This window comes from Pseudomonas sp. PGPR N4 (assembly GCF_059693665.1).
Genome location: NZ_JCAUKV010000002.1, coordinates 242,687 through 265,593, shown reverse-complemented (window position 1 = coordinate 265,593; position 22,907 = coordinate 242,687). Strand labels below are relative to the sequence as shown.

Sequence of the window (22,907 nt, the reverse complement as noted above, 5' to 3'; positions counted from 1 at the left end):
CCGCCGCCGAGGCCTGCTGCACGGGCTGTGCTCAGCCCGGATCGCGAAAGTCGGGATGGAAATTCTGCGGCACGGCCACGCTGATGCTGTCGCGGGTGGCGATATCGATACCCTCGGTGGCCACCTCGGCAAGGAAGTCGATCTGCTCGGGGGTGATCACATACGGCGGCAGGAAGTACACCACGCTGCCCAGCGGGCGCAGCAGGGCGCCGCGGGTCAGGGCATGTTCGAATACCTTGAGGCCGCGCCGTTGCTGCCATGGATAAGCGGTTTTGCTGGCTTTGTCCTCGACCATTTCGATGGCCAGGGCCATGCCGGTCTGGCGCACTTCGGCCACATGCGGGTGATCGACCAGGTGCGCAGTGGCGCTGGCCATCCGCGCTGACAGGGCCTTGTTGGCCTCGATGACGTTGTCCTGCTCGAAGATATCCAGGGTTGCCAACGCGGCAGCGCAGGCCAGCGGGTTGCCGGTGTAGCTGTGCGAGTGGAGGAATGCGCGCAGGGTCGGATAGTCGTCGTAGAAAGCCTGATAGACATCATCGGTGGTCAGGCAGGCCGCCAGCGGCAGGTAACCGCCGGTGAGGGCCTTGGACAGGCAGAGGAAGTCCGGGCGGATGCCGGCCTGCTCGCAGGCGAACATCGTCCCGGTGCGGCCAAAGCCCACGGCAATCTCGTCGTGGATCAGGTGCACGCCATAACGGTCGCAGGCTTCGCGCAGCAGCTTGAGGTAAACCGGGTGGTACATGCGCATGCCGCCGGCGCCCTGGATCAGCGGCTCGACGATGACTGCCGCGACAGTGGCGTGATGCTCGGCGAGGGTCTGCTCCATGGCCAGGAACATCGTCCGCGAGTGCTCCTCCCAGCTGACCCCTTCAGGGCGCAGGTAGCAGTCCGGGCTGGGCACCTTGATGGTGTCGAGCAACAGCGTCTTGTAGGTCTCGGTGAACAGCGGTACATCGCCCACCGACATCGCTGCGATGGTTTCACCGTGGTAGCTGTTGGTCAGTGTAACGAAGCGCTTCTTGCTGCTCTGGCCCTTGTTCAGCCAGTAATGGAAGCTCATCTTCAGCGCGACTTCGATGCACGACGAGCCGTTGTCGGCGTAGAACACTCGGTCCAGCCCGGCTGGAGTCATGGCTACCAGGCGCTCGGACAGCTCGATCACCGGCTGATGGCTGAAGCCAGCCAGGATCACGTGTTCGAGCTGGTCGACCTGGTCCTTGATGCGCTGGTTGATGCGCGGATTGGCATGGCCGAACACGTTGACCCACCACGAACTGACGGCGTCCAGGTAGCGCTTGCCTTCGAAGTCCTCGAGCCACACGCCGTCGCCGCGCTTGATCGGGATCAGCGGCAGCTTTTCGTGGTCTTTCATCTGGGTGCAGGGGTGCCACAGGACCTTGAGGTCACGTTGCATCCACTGATCATTGAGGCCCATCGGCACTTCTCCTGGCGGCACGGCTTGGTTTGACCGCACAAGCCTAAGCAAAGGTGCCGGCCACCACAACCGTGATCAGGCTCAATGGCGCACAACGGGCTGCCAGCTCAGGGCCGGGATGTGCACGGTGCCGGCGTGGGTGGTGGAGATGGTCAGGGTGCGAAATGGCCCCAGCAGCAACTGGCGGGTGGGCGAACTGGCGTAGTGACCAAGCACGCTTTCGGTGCCGGCCAGGCCTGACAAGGTCAGCCAGAAAGTATTGGTGCTGTTGCATGGCTGAAAGTCCCGCTGCGGTCGTCGACGCCACTGTCCGACGAAAGCGGCGCTGCTGGCTACTGACAAAAATGCCAGTTGCGTAAGCGGCTTGGCATCGCCCTGCTGGCAGGGTGCCCACGGGTGACGTATTCTTAGCGCAATTTTCTCGGGGCTTCTTTCCCGTTTTCATCGACCTGTTTTCAACCGGAGTTTGCCGACATGGCTGCTGCTTGGGTGCGCCTGTGCGCGTTGGTATTGATCGGATTTTCCAGCACCTCGGCGCTGGCGCAGGACAAGACACCCACGGCAATCGTCGTCGGTGGCGGCCTGGCCGGCTTGACGGCTGCCTACGAGCTGCAGAACAAAGGCTGGCAGGTCACGCTGCTGGAAGCCAAGGCGGGCATGGGCGGGCGCTCTGGCCTGGCCACCAGCGAATGGATCGGCAACGGCAAAGCCCAGCCGGTACTCAACCAGTACCTGGATCGCTTCAAGCTCGATACCTTGCCGGCCCCTGAGTTCGTGCGCACGCCGGGCTACCTGATCGATGGCGAATACTTCAGCGCAGCTGACCTGGCCGTCAAGCAGCCGGCAACTGCCGAAGCGCTCAAGCGCTACGAGAAAACCCTCGACGATCTGGCCCGCTCAATCGACGACCCACTCAACCCGCAGGCCAACAGCACGCTATTCGCCCTCGACCAGATCAACGTCGCCAACTGGCTCGACCGTTTGCAACTGCCCGCCACTGCGCGGCAATTGATCAACCAGCAGATTCGCAGCCGTTATGACGAGCCTTCGCGCCTGTCGCTGCTCTATTTCGCCCAGCAGACCCGCGTCTATCGTGGCGTCAGCGACCGTGACCTGCGTGCTGCGCGCCTGCCTGGCGGTAGCCCGGTGCTGGCTCAGGCCTTCGTCAAACAGCTGAAAACCATCAAGACCAACGCACCGGTTACCGCGATCGTCCAGGACAAGGACGGCGTTACCGTCAAGGTCGGCGCTGTCGGCTATCGCGCCGACTACCTGGTGATGGCGGTGCCGCTGCGGGCACTGGCCAAGATCCAGATGACCCCAGGCCTGGACAACCAGCATATGGCTGCGATCAAAGGCACCAACTATGGCTGGCGTGACCAGATACTGCTCAAGTTCAAGCAGCCTGTGTGGGAAAGCCGGGCGCGGATGTCGGGTGAGATCTTCAGCAACACCGGCCTGGGTATGCTCTGGATCGAGCCGGCGCTGAAAGGTGGTGCCAACGTGGTGATCAACCTCTCGGGCGACAACGCCCGTCTGTTGCAGGCCTTTGGCGACAAGCAGATGGCCGACCAGGTGCTGATTCGCCTGCATGCGTTCTACCCGAAGGCGCGCGGCGCATTCACTGGCTATGAAGTGAAGCGCTACAGCGCCGATCCCGGTACTGGTGGTGCCTATCTGGCATATGGCCCTGGCCAGATCAGCAAATACTGGCGCCTGTGGGAGCGCCCTTTGCAGCGCATCAGCTTTGCTGGTGAGCATACCGACGCGCTCTACCCAGGCACGCTCGAAGGCGCCCTGCGCAGCGGCCAGCGTGCTGCCGGCCAGGTGCAGGACCTGCTGGCAGGCAAGTCGTTTGACCCGGTCAAGGCCGTGCCTGTGGCGGCAGCTGCCGCCACCGGCGCCGCAGTGGCCAAGGGCGGCTTCTTCTCCAATCTGTTTGGCGGCGGCGACAAGGCGGCCAAGGCGGACAACGCGCCAGCCAAGGACGAGCCGGCCAAGGCCAAGGACGCCGAGCCAGCCAAGCCTGGCTTCTTCTCGCGCCTGTTTGGTGGCGCAGAAGAGCCTGCAGCCAAGCCGGCACCTGTGGCCAAGGCTGCGGAAGTTGCACCAGTAGCACCGGCGCCTGAACCAGCGCCAGTGGTTGCGCCGGTACCGGAGCCTGCGGCCAAGCCTGCACCGGTCAAGCCTGCGGCAAGCAAGGCCGCACCAGCCAAGCATGCGCCTGCGCATAAGCCAGCTGCCAAATCGGATGCCGCGAAGAAGGCCGCAACCAAGCCTGCGCAAGCGAAAAAGGCTCCCGCCAAGGCCGAGCCGGTGAAGAAACCGGCGACCAGCAGCCAAGGCTGATTGATCCAACACCCCCAAGGGCCGCATCGCGGCCCTTTCTTATTCTGCGAGCGTACCGGACTGGTCTAGGGTTAATGTTTCCTTAATAACCGGTCGAGAGAATAAGCATCGATTAATTCGATCTACCAGAGCAGTTTTTTTCGCTTTTATTCGATACGTTTCGCGCTAGTCTGTACGCAGCTTCAAGGGAGAGCGCCGCCAACATGCAAGTACGCAATTCATCAACTCGCTACGGCCTGGTCAGCATGGTCATGCACTGGGGTGTAGCGCTGGCAGTCTTCGGGCTGTTTGCCCTGGGCCTGTGGATGGTCGATCTTGACTACTACGACCCGTGGCGCAAGGCCGGCCCGGATCTGCATAAAAGTATTGGCCTGGTGTTGCTGGCGGTAATGCTGCTGCGGGTGCTGTGGCGTTTCATCAGTCCGCCGCCGGCAGTGCTGGCCAGCCATGACCGCTTCACCCGGGTTGCAGCCAAACTGGGCCACCTGGCTTTATATGCAGGGCTGTTTGCGGTAATGATCGCCGGGTACCTGATCTCTACCGCCGATGGCGCGGGGATCTCGGTGTTTGGCCTGTTCGATGTGCCGGCATTGCTCAGCAACCTGCCCGACCAGGCTGACACCGCTGGCGTGATCCATTTTTACCTGGCCTGGGGGCTGGTGATTTTCGCCGTCCTGCATGGCCTGGCAGCACTGAAACACCACTTTATCGACCGTGACGCGACCCTGACTCGTATGCTGGGCCGCAAAGCTTGACCCTCAACCTCAATTGCAAGGAATCGAAAGGATGTTGAAAAAGACTTTTGCCGCTCTGGCGCTCGGTACCGCTCTGTTCGCCGCTGGTCAGGCCATGGCTGCTGACTACAAGATCGACAAGGAAGGCCAGCACGCGTTCGTTGACTGGAAGATCAGCCATTTGGGCTACAGCTTCATCCACGGTACTTTCAAAGACTTCGACGGTAGCTTTACCTGGGATTCGGCCAAGCCTGAAGCCAGCAAGATCAACGTCGACCTGAAGACCGCCAGCCTGTGGTCGAACCATGCCGAACGTGACAAGCACATCGCGAGCAAGGACTTCCTGGACGTCAGCAAGTATCCAGAGGCCAAGTTCGTCTCCACCGCAGTCAAATCGACCGGTGACAAGACCGCTGATGTGACCGGCGACCTGACCCTGCACGGTGTGACCAAGCCGGTAACCTTCAAGGCTACCTTCAACGGTGAAGGCAAGGATCCATGGGGCGGCGAGCGCGCTGGCTTCAACGCCACCACTACCCTGAACCTGAACGACTTCGGCATCAAGGGCCCAGGCCCAACCTCGCAGACACTGGATCTGGATATCAGTGTTGAAGGCGTGAAGCAGAAGTAATCAGCCGCAAACGAAAAAGCCGCCCATCAGGGCGGCTTTTTCATGTCTGCAAAACCGTAATCAGCGATTACGGGTCAGCAGGGCCGGGCGCTCGCCACGCGGGCGGCTCGGCAAGTCTTCCAGCTGCTCAGGCGTTGGGTAACGCTCGAGCTTGGATTCCTTGCGGATGATCACTGGCTGGCTTTGCGATTCACGCGGGTTGCGTACTGCTGGCTCTTGACGAGCGCTGTCGTCACGGGCTGGGCGGTTACGGCCCGGGTTGCCGTCGCGACGGCCACCACCAGCGTTGCTGCCGTTGTTGCTGCGTGGGCGCTTGTCGCCAGCACCCTGACGGGGCTGGCCGCTGCCGCCGTTGTTGCTGCGGCCTTTTGCTGGCGCACCGGCACCGCGAGTGCCGCTGCCTTGGGTTTGGCCGGCACCAGCTGCAGCGCCTGGGCGACGGTTGCGGCCTTGGTTCTTGCCATTCTGGTAAGGGCTGACGTAGTCGGCCTTGTTACCGAAGTTATCCACGTCGTCGTCGAGGAACGCTTCCGGGTCACGGTTGCCGTTGCCATTACCGTTGGCTGGCGCCGATGCTTCGCGGCGCTCGCCCTGTGGCTGGCGCGGCTTGTTCTCACGTGGCTTGCGCGGCTGCTGCTGGCGCTCACCTGCAGGCTTGTCGGCCGGCTTTTCAGCGGCGCTGCTCTGCTTGGCGCGGCCTTTGTCCTTGCCCTTGTCCTTGCGTCCGCCGTTGCTGTCTTTGCTGGCGTCGCTGCGCGGCTGGTTACGACCACCGCGGCCGTTGGCTTGCGGGCGCTCACGGACTTCAGGCTTCTCGACTTCGACGGTGCTGGCGTCAAAGCCCATCAGATCGCCGTCCTGGATCTTCTGGCGAGTGACGCGCTCGATGCTCTTGAGCAGTTTCTCTTCGTCCGGGGCAACCAGCGAGATGGCTTCACCTGAGCGACCGGCACGGCCAGTACGGCCGATGCGGTGCACGTAGTCTTCCTCGACATTCGGCAGCTCGAAGTTGACCACGTGCGGCAGCTGGTCGATGTCCAGGCCACGCGCGGCAATGTCGGTTGCGACGAGGATGCGCACTTCGTTGGCCTTGAAGTCGGCCAGGGCCTTGGTGCGTGCGTTCTGGCTCTTGTTGCCGTGGATCGCTGCAGCCGGCAGGCCGTGCTTCTCAAGGTACTCGGCCAGGCGGTTGGCGCCATGCTTGGTGCGGGTGAAGACCAGCACCTGTTCCCACGCACCGAGGGTGATCAAGTGCGCCAGCAGGGCACGCTTGTGGCTCGCCGGCAGGCGGTAGACGCGCTGTTCGATACGCTCGACCGTGGTGTTCGGCGGCGTGACTTCGATGCGCTCGGGGTTGTGCAGGAGCTTGTCGGCGAGGTCGGTGATGTCTTTGGAGAAGGTCGCCGAGAACAGCAGGTTCTGGCGCTTCGCCGGCAAACGGGCGAGGACCTTCTTGACGTCATGGATGAAGCCCATGTCGAGCATGCGGTCGGCTTCATCGAGGACCAGGATTTCGACGCGGGACAGGTCAACCTTGCCTTGGCCGGCCAGGTCGAGCAGGCGGCCAGGGCAGGCCACCAGTACGTCGACGCCTTTGGCCATGGCCTGAACCTGTGGGTTCATGCCGACACCGCCGAAGATGCAGGTGCTCACCAGGCTGAGGTCGCGTGCATACACTTTGAAGCTGTCGTGCACCTGAGCCGCCAGTTCGCGGGTCGGGGTCAGCACCAGCACCCGCGGTTGACGCGGGCCGTGGCGCTGGGATTTGTCTGGGTGGCCGCCCGGGAACAGACGCTCTAGGATCGGCAGGGCGAAACCGCCGGTTTTGCCAGTACCTGTCTGTGCGGCGACCATCAGGTCGCGACCTTGCAACACGGCGGGGATGGCCCGCTGTTGCACTGGGGTAGGCTCGGTGTAGCCCGCTGCTTCGATAGCGCGGACAAGTGCCTCGGAGAGACCGAGGGAAGCAAAGGACATGGGCAATCCTGTTCTGGTGGGGGCTAGGCCCTATAGGGTGATCTGCCTGGCGCGACGGGCATCTGAGGGATGCGATCGCGTCCGGTCCAGCTTGGTGTCCACTGCGCATCAGAGAAACATCGGGCCTGCGCTGTAGAGCGCGTTGGCGATGATCGAGATGCCTGGATGAAGACCGAGCGTCCGGGCGTGAGCCTGGCGGGAAGGCCCGAGTATAACAGAGCTAGCGAAGTGTGCTGCGTTCCTGCTGCTCAACGGCGCCAGGCAGCACTCCAAGGTCGTCTTCGAAGCGAGCGATCATCTGCACGTAGGCGGGTTCTTGCTTGAAACGGCGCAGTTCGTCGGCAAACGAGCGAGCCAGTTGTTCGCGCCCGGGCTTGCGCGCCAGACCCAGATACTGGTTTTGCCGATCGATCAGCAGCGGCAATTGTTCGATTTGCTGCTGCAGCCCCATCTGCCGGCGCAGATAGCGCCCGACGCGACTGTCGGTGACCAGCAGATCGATGCGGCCGAGCATCAGTTTGCCGAAATTGGCCTCGTGAGTGGGCGCCGGCTCACGTTTGAACAATGTCGACTGATTGAATGCCGCGCCATAGTCGTAGCCCGGCGAGGTGCCGAGGGTCAGTCCGGCGAGGTCCTCCAGTCGCTTGACGGCGCGGTGCTGGCCGTGTCTGCCGAGCAGAACGAACTCGACCGCGGACAGGGGTTCGTCCGGGAACACCATGAACACCTTGCGCGCATCGTTCTGGAAAATCCCCAGCACGCCATCGGCCTGGCCCTGCTCGACCATCGCCAGGCAGCGCTTCCACGGCATGAACTCCCAGTCGACCTGCACACCGAGGCGCTTGAACACCTCGCTGGCAACCTCGTACTCGATACCCTGCGGCTGGCCGTTGTGTTCGTAGACATAAGGCGCCCAGTCATCGCTGACCACGCGCAGGCGTTCGGCCTGAGCCGAACAGCTCAGGCAGACAAGCAACAGGCAGAGTAGGCGGGGCAGAAGCGACATGGCGTGAGAGTACGCCGTCCATCGGGCGATGAACAGTGAACGGCGCTTGTACAAACGCTGATAGTTGTAAACACCTGGGTGCCGGTCACAAACGCCTGTAGGAGCGGCCTTGTGTCGCGAAAGGGTCGCGCAGCGGCCCCAGATTTTCAGCTTCGCCGCCAATATCGCCGGGCCAGCTACGCTGGCCTTTCCGACCGGTCCGGCGCCCCGGCAAGGCCGCTCCTACACAAAGCAGATCGCGTTAGCGTGGCAGCTTGAGGTTGTTCCAGATCGCCAGGCTCGGTTCGGCCTGGTTCAGGGTATAGAAGTGCAACCCAGGTGCGCCGCCTTGCAGCAGTTGCTCGCACATGTTGCTGATCACTTCTTCGCCAAAGGCCTGGATGCTCGCGCTGTCGTCGCCATAGGCTTCCAGTTGCTTGCGGATCCAGCGCGGCAGTTCAGCACCACAGGCGTCGGAGAAGCGCGCCAGCTTGCTGTAGTTGGTGATCGGCATGATGCCGGGCACTACCGGGATATCCACGCCCATTTTCTGCACGCGTTCGACGAAGTAGAAATAGCTGTCGGCGTTGAAGAAGTACTGGGTAATGGCGCTGTCGGCACCGGCCTTGACCTTGCGCACGAAGTTGCTCAGGTCGGCTTCGAAGTTCTGCGCCTGTGGGTGCATCTCGGGGTAGGCGGCAACTTCCAGGTGGAAGTGATCGCCGCTTTCCTGGCGGATGAACTCGACCAGGTCACTGGCGTAGCGCAGTTCGCCCGAAGCCATGCCCATGCCCGACGGCAAATCACCGCGCAGGGCGACGATCCGTTTGATGCCGGCAGCCTGGTATTCGCTGAGCAAGCCGCGCAGATCGGCCTTGGAATCACCGACGCAGGACAGGTGCGGTGCGGCGGCGACTTTGACTTCATGTTCCAGCTGCAGCACGGTGTTAAGCGTGCGGTCGCGGGTCGAACCGCCAGCGCCGTAGGTGCAGGAGAAAAAATCAGGATTGTAGCCAGCCAGCTGGCGAGCAACGGCCATCAGCTTTTCGTGACCGGCTTCGGTCTTGGTCGGGAAAAATTCGAAACTGTAACGGCGTTCTTCGGACATCGTTCGTTCCTCATGCAGCCAACGCCAGTAGCGCGCCTTCAGCTGCAATCTGCAAGTAAAAGCCAGAGCGGTGAAGGCCGGTCTGGCTTGGCGTCATTCAATTGCATGGACTGCCCGCGGCAAGCATGTCTGCCGCGGGCCACTCGCTTAGTAGCGGTAGGCGTCCGGCTTGAACGGGCCTTCGACGGTGACGCCGATGTATTCGGCCTGCTGCGAGGTCAGCTGGGTGACCACGCCGCCGAAGCCACGGACCATTTCCAGAGCGACTTCTTCGTCGAGTTTCTTCGGCAGCACTTCAACGGTCAGACGCTCGGCTTTCTTCTCGGCCGAGAGGTCAGCGAACTTCTGCCCGAACAGGAAGATCTGTGCCAGCACCTGGTTGGCGAAAGAGCCGTCCATGATCCGGCTTGGGTGGCCAGTGGCGTTGCCCAGGTTGACCAGACGGCCTTCGGCCAGCAGGATCAGGTAGTCGTCGTTCTGCGGATCGAAGTCGCCAGCGCCGGTGCGGTGAATCTTGTGCACCTGCGGCTTGACCTCTTCCCATGCCCAGTTCTTGCGCATGAAAGCGGTGTCGATTTCGTTGTCGAAGTGGCCGATGTTGCACACTACTGCGCGCTTTTTCAGCGCCTTGAGCATGTTCGCATCGCAGACGTTGACGTTACCGGTGGTGGTCACGATCAGGTCGATCTTGCCCAGCAGAGCCTTGTCGATGCAGGCTTCGCTGCCGGTGTTGAGGCCGTCGATGAACGGCGAAACCAGCTCGAAGCCGTCCATGCAGGCTTGCATGGCGCAGATCGGGTCAACTTCGGAAACCTTGACGATCATGCCTTCCTGACGCAGCGACTGGGCCGAGCCCTTGCCGACGTCACCGTAGCCGATGACCAGCGCCTGCTTGCCCGACAGCAGGTGGTCGGTGCCGCGCTTGATAGCGTCGTTGAGGCTGTGACGGCAGCCGTACTTGTTGTCGTTCTTGCTCTTGGTGACCGAGTCGTTGACGTTGATCGCCGGGACTTTCAGCTCGCCCTTGGCCAGCATGTCGAGCAGACGGTGAACACCGGTGGTGGTCTCTTCGGTAACGCCGTGGACGCGATCCAGAACCTGTGGGTACTTGTCGTGCAGCAGTTGGGTCAGGTCGCCGCCGTCGTCGAGGATCATGTTGGCATCCCATGGCTGGCCATCCTTGAGGATGGTCTGCTCCAGGCACCACTCGTACTCTTGCTCGGTCTCGCCTTTCCAGGCGAATACCGGGATACCGGCAGCGGCGATGGACGCAGCGGCCTGGTCTTGCGTGGAGAAGATGTTGCAGGACGACCAGCGCACTTCGGCACCCAGGGCAACCAGGGTTTCGATCAGCACGGCAGTCTGAATGGTCATGTGGATGCAGCCGAGGATTTTCGCACCCTTGAGCGGTTGCTCTTCGAGGTACTTGCGGCGCAGGCCCATCAGTGCCGGCATTTCCGATTCGGCGATGATGGTTTCGCGACGGCCCCAGGCGGCCAGGGAGATGTCAGCGACCTTGAAATCGGTAAAACCAGCAGGCGTGTTTACAGCGCTCATGAAGAGCCTCCATTCGTAGTGTGCGAATGGGCGCCGTTGTGCGTTGAGCGTCCACTTGAGCGGACAACGCCCCATCCGAGCCTGACAGGTCGAACCTGCTGCAGCGCCCCTCGGACAGGTGGCGGGCATGGCACCGCGGCGGGTGGCCATGTTAAACGGCGCTGATTATAGCCGGGCAGGGCGATCAGGCCCAAGGTTTTCTGTCGATTAATCGCGACGATAGTCGATGACCAATGGAGCCCTGCGGCAGGCTCTGCCATCATGACTGCACGTTAGCCAAAGCTGGTAGGAGCAATGATGAACTTCCACACCCGCAAATGGGTAAAACCCGAAGACCTCAACCCCAATGGCACTCTGTTCGGCGGCAGCCTGCTGCGCTGGATCGACGAGGAAGCGGCGATCTACGCCATCGTCCAGCTGGGTAATCAGCGAGTGGTGACCAAGTACATCTCGGAGATCAACTTCGTCAGCGCCTCGCGCCAGGGCGACATCATCGAGCTGGGCATTACTGCCACCGAGTTTGGCCGCACCTCGATCACCCTCAAGTGCGAAGTGCGCAACAAGATCACCCGCAAGAGCATCCTCACCGTCGACAAGATGGTCTTCGTCAACCTGGGTGACGATGGCTTGCCGGCTGCGCATGGGCGCACCGAGATCAAGTACGTGCAGGATCAGTTTCCCGACTCTGCCGTCGAGTGATTTTTCGGGGCCGCAAAGCGGCCCCGACATTCTCAAGGCTGAACGCTAACCTTGCTCACCACACGACCAATGCTCAGACCCTGAATCAGGATCGACGACAGCACCACGATGTAGGTGATCGACAGCAGCAAATCACGCTCTTCACCCAGCGGCAACGACAACGCCAGCGCCACCGACACGCCCCCACGCAAACCACCCCAGGTCAGCACGCGAATGGTGCCCTGCGGCACGCTGCGCCAGCGCCGCAGCAGCAGAATTGCCGGCGCCACCGTGAGCAGGCGCGACATCAGCACGGCTAGGGCCAGCACCGAACCGGCGGCCAGGTGCATCCAGTTGAACGGCAGCAGCAACAGCTCCAGGCCGATCAGGGCAAACAACAAGGCATTGAGCATGTCATCGATCAGTTCCCAGAAACCGTCCATGTAGCGCCGGGTCATGTCGTTCATGGCCAGGTTGCGGCCCATGTTGCCGATGATCAGGCCGGCCACCACCATCGCGATCGGTGCCGAGACATGCAGCTCGTAGCACATTGCCGAGCCGCCGATGACCAGCGCCAGGGTCAGCATGACCTGGACCTGGTATTGGTCGATGCTCTTGATCATGCGATAGGTCGCATAGCCGATCAGGCCGCCGAAGGCGATCCCGCCGATGGCTTCGCGGGCGAACAGCAGGGCGGTCTCGGAGATACTTGGCGTTTCGCCCAGCTGGACGATGCCGAGCAGTACCGTGAACACCACCACCGCCGTGCCGTCGTTGAACAGCGACTCGCCAACGATGGTGGTCTTCAGCGGCTTGGAGGCGTTGGCCGTACGCAGCGCGCCGAGCACGGCAATCGGGTCCGTCGGCGAGATCAATGCGCCGAACAGCAGGCAGTAGATCAGGCTGACGTGCCAGCCGAACATGGCGAACACCCAGTGCGCGAGAAAACCGATGACCACGGTGGCGATAAGCACGCCGATGGTCGCCAGCAGGCCGATCGGCCAACGGTAGCTGCGCAGATCGCTGAGGTTGACGTGCAGGGCGCCGGCAAACAGCAGGAATGCCAGCATCCAGTGCATCAGCAGGTCATTGAAGTCGATCTGGTTCATCAAACCTTCGACGCGTTCTTCCAGGCCCGGAAAGCCGATCAGGCTCAGACCCTGCAGAATCAACGAGAACAGCAGCGCCGTGACCATGACACCGATGGCCGGCGGCAGGCCGATGAAGCGATAGTTGACATAGGTGAGGAGGGTGGTCAGGCAGATAAAAGCGGCAACAAGTTCAAGCATCCCGAATCCTGTAAAAAGTGGCTTCCAAGTCGGACCCGAATCGCTCGGGTCACGGGTTTGATGGTCCAGCAGGGGGTGTGGGACACACTCTATGACCAGAAATGTCCGAATCGTTCAAAATATGTACAAGGGCGCCCTGGCCCTGTCCGCTGCGTAACCCGCTATATTGTGCCGACCTCTGAGTCTGAGCCCTCCAAGGAAACCTCGCGTGCTGGCAACCGTTCTTGTTCTTGTCGCAGCCCTGTTGCATGCCATCTGGAACACCCTGGTCAAGTTCAGTGGCGAGCGGCTGCTGGTGATTGCCAGCATGGACTCGGTAGCGTTGCTGTTCGCTGTGGTGGCTGTGTGGTTCGTCGATTTCCCGCCTGGCGAAATCTGGCCCTGGCTGCTGGTTTCGGCGCTGGCCCAGCAGATCTACCGGGTCTTGCTGATCAAGGCCTATCGGGTCGGCGACCTTGGTCTGGTTTACCCACTGATGCGCGGTTTGTCACCGCTGGTGGTGCTGGGTCTTACTCTGGCGTTTGCCGGCGAGACCCTCAGCGGCCAGCAGATCATCGGCATCTTGCTGATCCCCTGTGGCATGGCCTGCCTGCTCTGGCAGGGCGGTGGCGGTGCGCGTTTGCCATGGTCGATGTTGCCGGTAGTGGGGCTGATCGGGATGTGTATCGGCTGCTACACCTGGTTCGACGGCCAGGGCGTGCGTGCGTGGGGCAAGCCCTGGGATTATCTGGTGTGGCTGACCTTGCTCAGTACCTGGCCGTTTCCGCTGCTGGCCGGCGTGGCCCGGCGTGCACCGTTCGTGCAGTTCTGGCGTAATCAATGGCGGCTGGGCCTGGCGGTCGGTGTTTGCGTGCTGGCCAGCTACGCTCTGGTGCTGTGGGCGATGCACCTGGGGTCGGTGGCCGAGGCGGCGGCGTTGCGCGAGATCAGCGTGATTCTGGTGGTGCTGCTGGGCATGCGCTACCTCAAAGAACCTTTCGGCGGGCCGAGGCTCTTAGCTTGCGGGCTGGTGCTGGCAGGCATGCTGGTGATGAAGCTCTGAATCCAACTCTTTTGAACAAGGAATTCTGTCCATGACCGTTGCCCTGTGGTGCATTTTGATCGCCATGATCCTGCCGCCGCTGTGTGCGCTGATCGCCAAACTCAGCAGCGGCCGTTTCGGCATGCAACACAACCATGACCCGCGGGCGTTTCTGGACACGCTGTCAGGCCTGCCACGCCGCGCCCATGCTGCCCAGCAGAACAGCTATGAAGCCTTCCCGGCCTTTGCGGCGGCGGTGCTGGTGGCGGATATCGTCGGCAACGCCGAACAAGTGACCCAGGATGTGTTGGGGGTGATGTACATCACCAGCCGGTTGCTGTTCATCATCTGCTACCTGGCCGATTGGGCGATCTTGCGCTCGATAGTGTGGTTTGCCGGTTTGGCATTGATCGTGGCGTTTTTTGTAGTCTCGGTTTGACCGAGCGACTTACGCCGACCGTGTAGGAGCGGCCTTGTGTCGCGAAAGGGCTGCGCAGCGGCCCCACGATTTATGCTTCGCCGCGTTTATCGCCGGGCCAGCTCTGCTGGCCTTTCGCGACACAAGGCCGCTCCTACAGGGGGAGGCGATGGTGTCAGGGGACTTTGGGTAGCTCAGGCAATGGCTGGCCTTTGGGCCAGAGCATCCAGATCTGCCCTTGCTGCTTCATGTTGCCGGCCAACTCACCGGCTTGCGGCCCGGTACCCCAGAACAGGTCAGCACGTACTTCGCCGGTGATCGCCCCGCCGGTATCCTGCGCGCCGACCGGGCGCACCACGGGTGAACCATCCGGGCGGGTGGTCGACAGCCACAGCAGGCTGCCCAGCGGGATCACCTTGCGGTCGATGGCGACGCTGTACCCTGCGGTCAGCGGCACGTTCAACGAACCGCGCGGGCCTTCGTTGCTGTCCGGCCGGGTGCTGAAGAACACGTAACTGGGGTTGCTCGCCAGCAACTCCGGTACCCGCTGCGGGTTGGCCTGGGCCCAGGCGTGAATCGCGCCCATGCTGACATCTTCTTTCTTCAACTGGCCTTGTTCGATCAGCCAGCGGCCGATCGGCCGATACGGGTGGCCGTTCTGGTCGGCATAACCCAGGCGTAACTGGCGCCCGTCTTCCAACTGAACCCTGCCAGAGCCCTGAATCTGCAGGAATTGCAGGTCCATCGGGTCCGTCAGCCAGGCCTGCACAGGTGCGTTGACGCCATCACGGTAGATGGTTTCCGAGGTGTCATAGGGCTTGAGCACGCGGCCTTCCAGGCGCCCGCGCAGGCGCTTGCCCTTGAGCTCAGGGTAAATACTCGCCAGATCGACCACGATCATGTCCTGCGGCACGCCGTACACCGGCACCTGGGCCGCTGCAGTGCGGGTCAGGCTGCCAGGGTAGACCGGCTCGTAATAACCGGTGATCAGCCCGGTGGCGTTGTTCTCGGCCGAGCGCAGGCCGTACACCTGCAGGTTCTGCTGGAGAAACGCGCGGGCCTGGGCGGCATCGTCAGGAATGCGCAGCGCCGCCTCGCAGGTCGCTGCCCAGACCGCATCGCGCTTGAGCTTCTCGCAGCCGACCCGCCACGCCTGAAAGCCCGCCAACAGATCAGCATCACTGACGCTGGGCAGATCTTTCCAGGTGGCGGGAGCATAGGTGGCAATGGCGTGCGGTTCAGGCTTGGTGCTGTCACCGCCGTTGCAGCCGGCCAGCAGGGCCAGGGCTGGCAGCGCCCAGGCGAGCTGGCGCAGAGCAGATTTCATGGTTGAATCCTTGAGCGGGTAGCGGCGTGGCTGCCCCTGTTTTCTGTAAGGGTATTGGTCTTTGTCGAGCAGGCGAGGATACTGTCGGCCCTCTTCCGATGCCAATGTGACCGTGATGTTCAAATGTTTCACCGTGCTGCTGGTAGCTAGCCTGGCCCTGCTGGGCTGCGACCGTGTCGATCCTAACTCACCGCTCGGGCAGCGCAAGGCGATCTTCAAGCAGATGCTCAACACCAGCGAAGACCTTGGCGGCATGCTGCGCGGACGCTTGCCGTTCGATGGCGACAAGTTCGCTGCCGGCGCCATCAAGCTCGATGGTCTGGCGCATGCCCCTTGGAAGCATTTTCCGCAGGCTCAGGATGGCGGCGACAGCAGTGCGCGGGCCGAGGTCTGGCAGCGCCAGGCGCGCTTCGAGGAGCTGGCCCGGCAACTGGAAGGCGTGACCGGTGAACTGGTTGCCGCGAGCAGCAACAAACCGCTGCACGCAGCGCAGTTGCAAGCGCCTACGGACAAGGTCGAAGCGGCCTGCAAGGCCTGCCACACCGAATTTCGTAACCACTAGGCCGCGCTGACGCCGGCAGCGCGCTCACGGTTCAGCGTGGCGTCGGAGTGGTTACTTTTCCAGATCGTCGAGCGCCTCCTGCAGCTCCTTTTTCGATTCGGCAAGCTTGTCTTTACGCTTGTTGATCTTCTCGGAGTCGCCGCGCTTCATGGCCTTGTCCAGATCCTTGGTGCGCTTGTTCACCTCGTGACGCGCATCCAGCACCTTCTGCTCGCGCTCTTTGCGCAGGCTGCTGTCGGTGCAGTTGGCAGTCACTTCGCTCAGGGCTTTTTCCAGACCAGCCTGCTGGTTGCTGTTGCCGTGGGCACGTGCCTGCTCGATCTGTTCGCTTATCGCTTGCTTCTTGGCGGCGCAACCTTTGAGCTCGGTCTGCTCGGCAGCCAGCGCGCCGTGGGCAGTGAGGCCAAGCAAGGCGGACAGGGCGAGGGTAGAGAACAGTTTCATCGGGGGCTCCATTCGGGTGCAGGGCAGCGAAAAGGGAAATGCTGCCCTGATCCGGCAAAATTAGAAACCCTTGATTGTGTGATGGCGTAACTGCCCGGCCAGTAATTGCACTGCGTCGTCATTGAAAAATGCCTGCAACTGCTCGGCACGGCCGTTGCCGATGCCGGGTTCCTGCAGCCATTCTCGTGCGGTTCTGCGCGCCATGGTCTGCCAGTCAGGGCCTGGCTCAAGGCGGCGCGGCGCAGGCATACCCAGGCCGTGTAGCCAGCGCTGGAAGGGTTGCTGGCGCGCTTGGGTGAACACCTCGAGCAGCTGTTCGGCGCGCGTTTCAGCGATGCCCGCAACACCCAGCAACTGCTCCCGGTCCAGGTTCAGCCAATCGTCCAGCGTACTGACCAAGCCGCTGTCGACCAACTGAGTCCAGGTTGCCGAGCCCATCCCTGGCATGTTCAGGCCTTGCTTGCCGCCCAGCCAGTGCAGGCGGGCGACAAACTGCTGGCGACAGGCGGGGCTGTCCTGCCAGCAGCTGAGCGAATGGTAGCGGCCCGGTTCCGGGACCTGTACCGGCGCACGCTGGCTGCTGCGCTGCACCACGGACTCAAACCGCGGAATGGTCAAGCCGGCCAGGCTTATTGCCACCTGATCGCCTGCACGGATGTCCAGCGCTTGCCAGCGTGCCAGCGACCCGAGGCTGACCTGACTGACCTGGCGATCATCCAGCTGCAGCGGTTTCAGCTGTAACAGAGGCGTGATGCGCCCGGTGCGGCCAACCTTGAACTGCACCTCGCGCACTTCGGCCAGTGCCTGGCGCAGCGGATACTTCCAGGCTGCAATCCAGTACGGCGCATTGGCCTGCCAACGCTCTGCGGCGGGGCGCTGATCCTGGCGCAGGATCACTCCGTCAGTAGCGAACGGCAGGGCTGATCGATACCAGTGCTGGCGCCAGTGAGCGGCCTGCTCGAAGGTATCGATGGCGACGCTGTACTGCTGGCTGTCGCTGAAGCCTAGTGCAGTCAGTGCACTGAGCCGTTCTGCCTGTGTGGCTGGGCCCTCGGGCCAATCCCAGACGAACAGGCCGATATCCGCGCCCAATTGCGCGCTGAGCTGCTTGCGCGCCATCAGGCCGGCGACACTCCCGCGGGCGCCGCGCCCACCGGCGGCTGCCTGCACGTGGTTGTCCAGGCGCAGGTACAGCTCGCCCTGCAGCGCCAGATCAAGGGCGCGTGGCAGTTCGCGCTGGATGCCCGAAAGGTACGGCAGGTGCCGGCTCCAGTCATGCCCATGGACGCCGTCACCGCGGCTCAGCAACTGCAGCAACCGACCTTGTCGGTAAACCAGCGAGACCGCCACACCATCGACCTTGGGCTGAATCCACACGGCCTGTTTACCGCGCAGCCATTGTGCGGCGGCCTGCTCATCACGCAGCTTGGCGACGCCGGTATGAACAGTCGGGTGCGCCAGCGGGCCGCGCGCGCTGGCCAGCGGGTCGTCACTGGCATTGATGGCAAAGCACTGTTGCAGGTCCAGCAGGCGCTGCCGGCTTTGGTCGTAGAGTTCATCATCGACCAGCGCGATACCTTGGCGATGGTAGTGGTCATCCCACGTTGCCAGTGACTGGCGCAACTGTTCGACCTCTTGTTGCGCCCGCTCGCCAGGCCAGGCGGGGCAAGCGGCGGCCTGAGCACCCGAGAGGTACAACAGCGGCAGCAAACACAGCAGCAGTTTAAGCATCATGGCCAGCATCCTTGCCAGGCGATTCGGAACCCTCAGCCTAAGCGCGCAAGCGGATCAACGCTGGGCCAGTTTGTCAGGCGATATGTCACAAAAAAGCCCCTGTCGATTACTCGGCAGGGGCTTTCGTCTGTGGCTGTAAGAAAGCTTACAGGCCAGCAGCGTCCTTCAGCGACTGGGCGCGGTCGGTGCGTTCCCAGGTGAAGGTGGTGAAGGTGTCGTCACCCACGGTTTTCTGCTCAGGGGTACGGCCGAAGTGACCGTAGGCCGCAGTTTCCTGATACATCGGGTGCAGCAGGTCGAGCATGGTGGTGATTGCGTAAGGACGCAGGTCGAAGCACTCACGCACCAGCTGGACGATCTTGGCATCGGAAATCTTGCCGGTACCAAAGGTATTCAGCGAGATCGAGGTCGGCTGAGCGACACCGATGGCGTAGGACACCTGAATCTCGCAACGCTCGGCGAGGCCGGCAGCCACGATGTTCTTGGCGACGTAACGACCGGCGTAGGCCGCCGAACGATCAACCTTGGATGGATCCTTGCCGGAGAATGCGCCGCCGCCGTGACGGGCCATGCCGCCGTAGGAGTCGACGATGATCTTGCGCCCGGTCAGGCCGCAGTCGCCCACTGGGCCGCCAATGATGAACTGGCCAGTCGGGTTGATGTGGAACTGGGTGTCCTTGTGCAGCAGTTCGGCAGGCAGGGTGTGCTTGACGATCAGCTCCATGACGGCTTCTTTGAGGTCTTTTTGCGAGACTTCAGGGTTGTGCTGGGTCGACAGCACCACGGCGTCGATACCAACAACCTTGCCGCCTTCGTAACGGCAGGTGACCTGCGACTTGGCATCCGGACGCAGCCACGGCAGCAGGCCGGACTTGCGCGCTTCGGCCTGGCGCTCGACCAGACGGTGCGAGAAGCAGATCGGTGCTGGCATCAGCACGTCGGTTTCGTTGCTGGCGTAGCCGAACATCAGGCCCTGGTCGCCGGCGCCTTGATCTTCAGGCTTGGAGCGGTCAACGCCCTGGGCGATATCGACCGACTGCTTGCCGATGATGTTCATCACCGCGCAGGTCGCGCCATCGAAGCCGACGTCGGAGCTGTTGTAGCCGATGTCGACGATGACGTCGCGCACGATCTGCTCGAGGTCGACCCAGGCCGAGGTGGTGACTTCGCCGGCAATAATGGCAACACCGGTCTTGACCAAGGTTTCGCAGGCCACACGGGCAAACTTGTCCTGGGTGATGATGGCGTCCAGGACCGCGTCCGAAATCTGGTCGGCGATCTTGTCCGGATGTCCTTCAGACACGGACTCGGAGGTGAAAAGGGAATATTCGCTCATCTCGACGGGTTCCTAAAATTTACCGATGGTGATGTCGCCAGCCGTCCGCTGAAAATGGCGGACCTGGATCTGGAAACCGTTACGCAAGCCCACATACAGGCTGTCTCCGAGAGCCAGCCCTGCTGCCCGGGCCCAACGGGCCAGGTCATCCTGCTCAAAGCCCAGCCAGAGATCGCCGCAGGCCTCGCGGGCCCAATGCTGATCATGGCTGCACAGTTCGGTGACCAGCAGGCTGCCGCCTGCCTTTACCCGTTTGGCCAGCAGGCGCAGGGCCTGGGCCGGATCACTGAAATGGTGCAAGACCATGTTCAGCACTACGCAGTCGGCTGTCACATCCGTTGCACCCAATGCATCGGCCAACTGCAGGTTTACATTACTCAAGCTTTCTCGTTCACAGACCTGGCGCGCCAGCTCGAGCATGGTCGGGCTGTTGTCCATCGCCGTGACGCTGGCAAAGCGCCGCGCCAGGTCGGGCAGAAAACCACCGTCACCCGGGCCGACTTCAAGGGCACTGGCGTCAGCGCCGAAGCTGAGTTTGTCGAGCAGTGCCAGCAGGCTCTCGCGGTACTGCGGCAAGCCGGCGATCAAGTCCTGCTGGGCACGAAACTTTTCTTCCACACGCAGGAAGAAGTCCTGGCTGGTAGCGGCCCGGCGCTGTTGCACCTGGGCAATGCGCGCCTGCACTGCGGCCGGCAACGCGAGGTCGTCGACCTCTTCAAGCAGTGCCGTATGCAGCCGGCCACCGGGGCGCAGGCTGTCGGGCAGGGCGCGCCGGTAGAAGATGGCGTTGCCTTCGCGGCGTGTGGCCACCAGTTCGGCCTGGGCCAGCACCTTGAGGTGATGACTCATGCCGGACTGGCCGACGTCGAAGATCTGCGCCAGCTCGAGCACGCCGAACGAGTCACTGGCCAGCGCGCGCAATACATGCAGGCGCAGCTCGTCGCCGCTGGCTTTGCATAAAGCTGCCAGGTCGTCGCTGCGTTGCAGGGCCAATGGTTGCGCGGGAAGATTCATAGCGCGGCAGTCTAGACAGGCAAGGTTGCCCTCGCAAGGGCAATATCAAAAAGTTTTGATATTGGACGATGGATGGCCCGAGTCAGTCCGAACCACCGTCTATTCTCGCGAATCGCTCATCAATCACAGGAAAAACACCCAACTGCGACCATCCGTCATTGCCCCGGAGCCGACTGTGGGGGAAAATGGTCGTCTTTTTTGCGCTTCATTACTTATTCAAGCCCCCAGGAGACTTAGCGATGCCCAGCCGTCGTGATCGTGCCAACGCCATTCGTGCCCTCAGCATGGATGCCGTGCAAAAGGCCAACAGCGGCCATCCCGGTGCCCCAATGGGCATGGCGGATATCGCCGAAGTGCTTTGGCGCGACTACCTGAAGCACAACCCGAGCAACCCGAGCTTCGCCGACCGTGACCGCTTCGTGCTGTCCAACGGCCACGGCTCGATGCTGATCTATTCGCTGCTGCACCTGACCGGCTACGACCTGTCGATCGAAGACCTCAAAGGTTTCCGTCAGCTGCACAGCCGCACCCCGGGCCACCCGGAGTTCGGCTACACCCCAGGCGTCGAAACCACCACCGGCCCACTCGGCCAGGGCCTGGCCAACGCGGTCGGCTTCGCCCTCGCCGAAAAAGTCATGGCGGCGCAGTTCAACCGTGACAGCCACAACATCGTCGACCACAACACCTACGTGTTCCTCGGCGATGGCTGCCTGATGGAAGGCATCTCCCATGAAGTCGCCTCGCTGGCCGGCACTCTGGGCCTGAACAAGCTGGTCGCGTTCTACGACGACAACGGCATCTCCATCGATGGCGAAGTCCACGGCTGGTTCACCGATAACACCCCGGCACGCTTCGAAGCCTACAACTGGCAGGTGATCCGCAACGTCGACGGCCACGATGCCGAAGAAATCAAGATGGCCATCGAGACGGCGCGCAAGAGCGATCGTCCGACCCTGATCTGCTGCAAGACCATCATCGGTTTCGGTTCGCCGAACAAGCAGGGCAAGGAAGACTGCCACGGCGCACCGCTGGGCAATGACGAAATCGCCCTGGCCCGCAAAGAGCTGAACTGGAACTACGGCCCGTTCGAAATCCCGGCCGACATCTATGCCGAGTGGGACGCCAAGGCCGCCGGTGCCAAGGCCGAAGCCGAGTGGAACCAGCGCTTTGAAGCTTACGCCGCTGCTCACCCAGAGCTGGCTGCCGAGTTCAAGCGTCGGATGGCCGGTGACTTGCCTGCCGACTTCTCGGCCAAGGCTCAGGCCTACGTCAACGAAGTTGCTGCCAAGGGTGAAACCATCGCCAGCCGCAAGGCCAGCCAGAACGCCCTGAACGCCTTCGGCCCGCTGCTGCCCGAGTTCCTCGGCGGTTCGGCTGACCTGGCCGGCTCCAACCTGACCTTGTGGAAAGGCTGCAAAGGCGTCGACGCCGTTGATGCCAGCGGCAACTACGTGTTCTACGGCGTGCGCGAATTCGGCATGACCGCGATCATGAACGGCGTTGCCCTGCACGGCGGCCTGGTGCCTTACGGCGCGACCTTCCTGATGTTCATGGAATACGCCCGCAACGCCGTGCGCATGTCGGCTCTGATGAAGCAGCGCGTCATCCACGTCTACACCCACGACTCGATCGGCCTGGGCGAAGACGGCCCGACTCACCAGCCAATCGAGCAGCTGACCAGCCTGCGCAGCACGCCGAACCTGGACACCTGGCGCCCGGCCGATGCGGTCGAGTCGGCGGTTTCCTGGAAGCAGGCACTGCAGCGCAAGGACGGCCCGTCGGCGCTGATCTTCTCGCGTCAGAACCTGCAGCATCAGCAGCGCGATGCGCAGCAGATCGCCGACATCGAGCGCGGCGGTTATGTGCTCAAGGACTGCGCTGGCGAGCCTGAGCTGATCCTCATCGCTACCGGTTCCGAAGTCGGTCTGGCCGTGCAGGCGTTCGACCAACTGAGCGAGCAAGGCCGCAAGGTCCGCGTCGTCTCGATGCCGTGCACCAGCGTGTTCGATGCCCAGGACGCCAGCTACAAGCAGGCTGTGCTGCCGCTTGAAGTCGGTGCACGGATCGCCATCGAGGCTGCCCATGCCGACTTCTGGTACAAGTACGTTGGCCTTGAAGGTCGCGTCATCGGCATGACCACTTACGGCGAATCGGCTCCGGCCTCGGCGCTGTTCGAGGAATTCGGCTTTACCCTGGAGAACATCCTCGGTACCGCTGAAGAGCTGCTGGAAGACTGATTCATCCTGAGCGAGGCGAGGGCGTTGCCCTCGTTTTCGCGACTCAAGGCCGCGCCTACAAGTTATTG

Annotated in this window: 20 protein-coding genes and 1 riboswitch; of the genes, 8 read left to right on the top strand and 12 right to left on the bottom strand. The window is 62.4% G+C overall.

The window, feature by feature from the left end; all coding sequences use genetic code 11:
* Positions 1-31 precede the first annotated feature (31 nt).
* Complete coding sequence (locus AC58X1_RS10835) at positions 32-1,438, bottom strand: adenosylmethionine--8-amino-7-oxononanoate transaminase (protein ID WP_220632946.1); 1,407 nt, start codon at positions 1,436-1,438, stop codon at positions 32-34.
* Between the two features lie 81 nt (positions 1,439-1,519).
* The gene (locus AC58X1_RS10830) at positions 1,520-1,780 is read right to left on the bottom strand and encodes a hypothetical protein (protein ID WP_497428832.1); all 261 of its coding nucleotides are present in this window, start codon (positions 1,778-1,780) and stop codon (positions 1,520-1,522) included.
* A gap of 132 nt (positions 1,781-1,912) precedes the next feature.
* Between AC58X1_RS10830 and AC58X1_RS10825 the strand changes: the two genes are divergently transcribed.
* From AC58X1_RS10825 to AC58X1_RS10815, 3 genes are all read left to right on the top strand, one after another.
* Entirely contained in the window at positions 1,913-3,787 is a 1,875-nt protein-coding gene (locus AC58X1_RS10825; protein ID WP_447736160.1) for a flavin monoamine oxidase family protein, read from the top strand.
* A 203-nt stretch (positions 3,788-3,990) separates the two neighbouring features.
* On the top strand, positions 3,991-4,542 hold the full coding sequence (locus AC58X1_RS10820) for a cytochrome b (RefSeq protein ID WP_101315750.1): 552 nt from the start codon (positions 3,991-3,993) through the stop codon (positions 4,540-4,542).
* Positions 4,543-4,573: 31 nt separating this feature from the next.
* Positions 4,574-5,152, top strand: coding sequence for a YceI family protein (locus AC58X1_RS10815; RefSeq protein ID WP_101315752.1), 579 nt, complete (start codon positions 4,574-4,576; stop codon positions 5,150-5,152).
* 60 nt (positions 5,153-5,212) lie between these two features.
* Here the strand turns inward: AC58X1_RS10815 and rhlE2 are convergent, their stop codons facing one another.
* The 4 genes from rhlE2 to ahcY form a co-directional block, all read right to left on the bottom strand.
* On the bottom strand, positions 5,213-7,129 hold the full coding sequence (rhlE2, locus tag AC58X1_RS10810; protein ID WP_101315754.1) for an RNA helicase RhlE2: 1,917 nt from the start codon (positions 7,127-7,129) through the stop codon (positions 5,213-5,215).
* A 220-nt stretch (positions 7,130-7,349) separates the two neighbouring features.
* Positions 7,350-8,135, bottom strand: coding sequence for a substrate-binding periplasmic protein (locus AC58X1_RS10805; RefSeq protein WP_101315756.1), 786 nt, complete (start codon positions 8,133-8,135; stop codon positions 7,350-7,352).
* Positions 8,136-8,376: 241 nt separating this feature from the next.
* Positions 8,377-9,222 carry a methylenetetrahydrofolate reductase [NAD(P)H] gene (metF, locus tag AC58X1_RS10800; protein ID WP_101315758.1) on the bottom strand — a complete coding sequence of 282 codons (846 nt, stop codon included), beginning with the start codon at positions 9,220-9,222 and terminating at the stop codon, positions 8,377-8,379.
* A 147-nt stretch (positions 9,223-9,369) separates the two neighbouring features.
* Entirely contained in the window at positions 9,370-10,779 is a 1,410-nt protein-coding gene (gene ahcY / locus AC58X1_RS10795; protein ID WP_101315760.1) for an adenosylhomocysteinase, read from the bottom strand.
* A 21-nt stretch (positions 10,780-10,800) separates the two neighbouring features.
* A riboswitch (S-adenosyl-L-homocysteine riboswitch) is annotated at positions 10,801-10,897 on the bottom strand.
* Between the two features lie 179 nt (positions 10,898-11,076).
* Between ahcY and AC58X1_RS10790 the strand changes: the two genes are divergently transcribed.
* On the top strand, positions 11,077-11,478 hold the full coding sequence (locus AC58X1_RS10790; protein WP_016489524.1) for an acyl-CoA thioesterase: 402 nt from the start codon (positions 11,077-11,079) through the stop codon (positions 11,476-11,478).
* A gap of 32 nt (positions 11,479-11,510) precedes the next feature.
* Here the strand turns inward: AC58X1_RS10790 and AC58X1_RS10785 are convergent, their stop codons facing one another.
* Positions 11,511-12,746 (bottom strand): cation:proton antiporter, encoded by a 1,236-nt coding sequence (locus tag AC58X1_RS10785; protein ID WP_101315762.1) that lies wholly within the window; start codon positions 12,744-12,746, stop codon positions 11,511-11,513.
* A 208-nt stretch (positions 12,747-12,954) separates the two neighbouring features.
* Here AC58X1_RS10785 and AC58X1_RS10780 point away from each other — a divergent pair, with 208 nt between their 5' ends.
* Both AC58X1_RS10780 and AC58X1_RS10775 read left to right on the top strand, forming a co-directional pair.
* On the top strand, positions 12,955-13,788 hold the full coding sequence (locus AC58X1_RS10780; RefSeq protein ID WP_101315764.1) for an EamA family transporter: 834 nt from the start codon (positions 12,955-12,957) through the stop codon (positions 13,786-13,788).
* Between the two features lie 31 nt (positions 13,789-13,819).
* On the top strand, positions 13,820-14,206 hold the full coding sequence (locus AC58X1_RS10775) for an MAPEG family protein (protein ID WP_101315766.1): 387 nt from the start codon (positions 13,820-13,822) through the stop codon (positions 14,204-14,206).
* A gap of 154 nt (positions 14,207-14,360) precedes the next feature.
* On the opposite strand, the gene mltA is transcribed toward AC58X1_RS10775, so the two are convergent.
* Complete coding sequence (mltA, locus tag AC58X1_RS10770) at positions 14,361-15,512, bottom strand: murein transglycosylase A (RefSeq protein WP_101315768.1); 1,152 nt, start codon at positions 15,510-15,512, stop codon at positions 14,361-14,363.
* A 115-nt stretch (positions 15,513-15,627) separates the two neighbouring features.
* On the opposite strand from mltA, the gene AC58X1_RS10765 reads away from it, so the two are divergent.
* Entirely contained in the window at positions 15,628-16,074 is a 447-nt protein-coding gene (locus AC58X1_RS10765) for a c-type cytochrome (RefSeq protein ID WP_259074483.1), read from the top strand.
* Positions 16,075-16,125: 51 nt separating this feature from the next.
* Here AC58X1_RS10765 and AC58X1_RS10760 read toward each other — a convergent pair whose 3' ends face one another.
* From AC58X1_RS10760 to AC58X1_RS10745, 4 genes are all read right to left on the bottom strand, one after another.
* Positions 16,126-16,518, bottom strand: coding sequence for a DUF1090 domain-containing protein (locus AC58X1_RS10760; protein ID WP_101315772.1), 393 nt, complete (start codon positions 16,516-16,518; stop codon positions 16,126-16,128).
* Positions 16,519-16,578: 60 nt separating this feature from the next.
* Entirely contained in the window at positions 16,579-18,252 is a 1,674-nt protein-coding gene (gene ligB, locus AC58X1_RS10755; protein WP_497428831.1) for an NAD-dependent DNA ligase LigB, read from the bottom strand.
* Between the two features lie 145 nt (positions 18,253-18,397).
* Positions 18,398-19,588, bottom strand: coding sequence for a methionine adenosyltransferase (metK, locus tag AC58X1_RS10750; RefSeq protein ID WP_103435795.1), 1,191 nt, complete (start codon positions 19,586-19,588; stop codon positions 18,398-18,400).
* Positions 19,589-19,600: 12 nt separating this feature from the next.
* On the bottom strand, positions 19,601-20,602 hold the full coding sequence (locus AC58X1_RS10745) for an ArsR/SmtB family transcription factor (protein WP_181089555.1): 1,002 nt from the start codon (positions 20,600-20,602) through the stop codon (positions 19,601-19,603).
* Between the two features lie 239 nt (positions 20,603-20,841).
* On the opposite strand from AC58X1_RS10745, the gene tkt reads away from it, so the two are divergent.
* The gene (gene tkt, locus AC58X1_RS10740) at positions 20,842-22,839 is read left to right on the top strand and encodes a transketolase (protein WP_150573376.1); all 1,998 of its coding nucleotides are present in this window, start codon (positions 20,842-20,844) and stop codon (positions 22,837-22,839) included.
* Positions 22,840-22,907 lie beyond the last annotated feature (68 nt).